The organism is Bacillus cereus group sp. BfR-BA-01331 (assembly GCF_022663915.1).
Taxonomy (GTDB): Bacteria; Bacillota; Bacilli; order Bacillales; family Bacillaceae_G; genus Bacillus_A; species Bacillus_A mycoides.
The window spans coordinates 1-370 of the sequence record NZ_JAKUGJ010000180.1 but is presented as its reverse complement, the minus strand read 5'-3'; the positions used below and the strand labels follow the sequence as shown (position 1 = coordinate 370).

Genomic DNA, 370 nt, shown 5'->3' with positions numbered 1-370 from the left:
TCAAGGTATTCAAGGTATTCAAGGTATTCAAGGTATTCAAGGTAACACGGGTGCTACCGGACCTCAAGGCGTTCAAGGTAACACAGGTGCTACTGGTTCCACTGGTCCTCAAGGCGTTCAAGGTAACACGGGCGCTACCGGTTCCACTGGACCTCAAGGTGCGCAAGGTAATACAGGTGCCACTGGACCTCAAGGTATTCAAGGTAACACGGGTGCTACTGGTTCCACTGGACCTCAAGGTATTCAAGGTAACACGGGTGCTACTGGACCTCAAGGACCTCAAGGTATTCAAGGTATTCAAGGTATTCAAGGTATTCAAGGTAACACGGGTGCTACCGGACCTCAAGGCGTTCAAGGTAACACAGGTGCT

Annotated in this window: 1 pseudogene; it reads left to right on the top strand. The window is 50.5% G+C overall.

Going from position 1 to position 370, the window contains the following annotated elements:
• A pseudogene (locus MR155_RS31560) lies at positions 1-370 on the top strand (collagen-like protein); the annotation flags it as partial.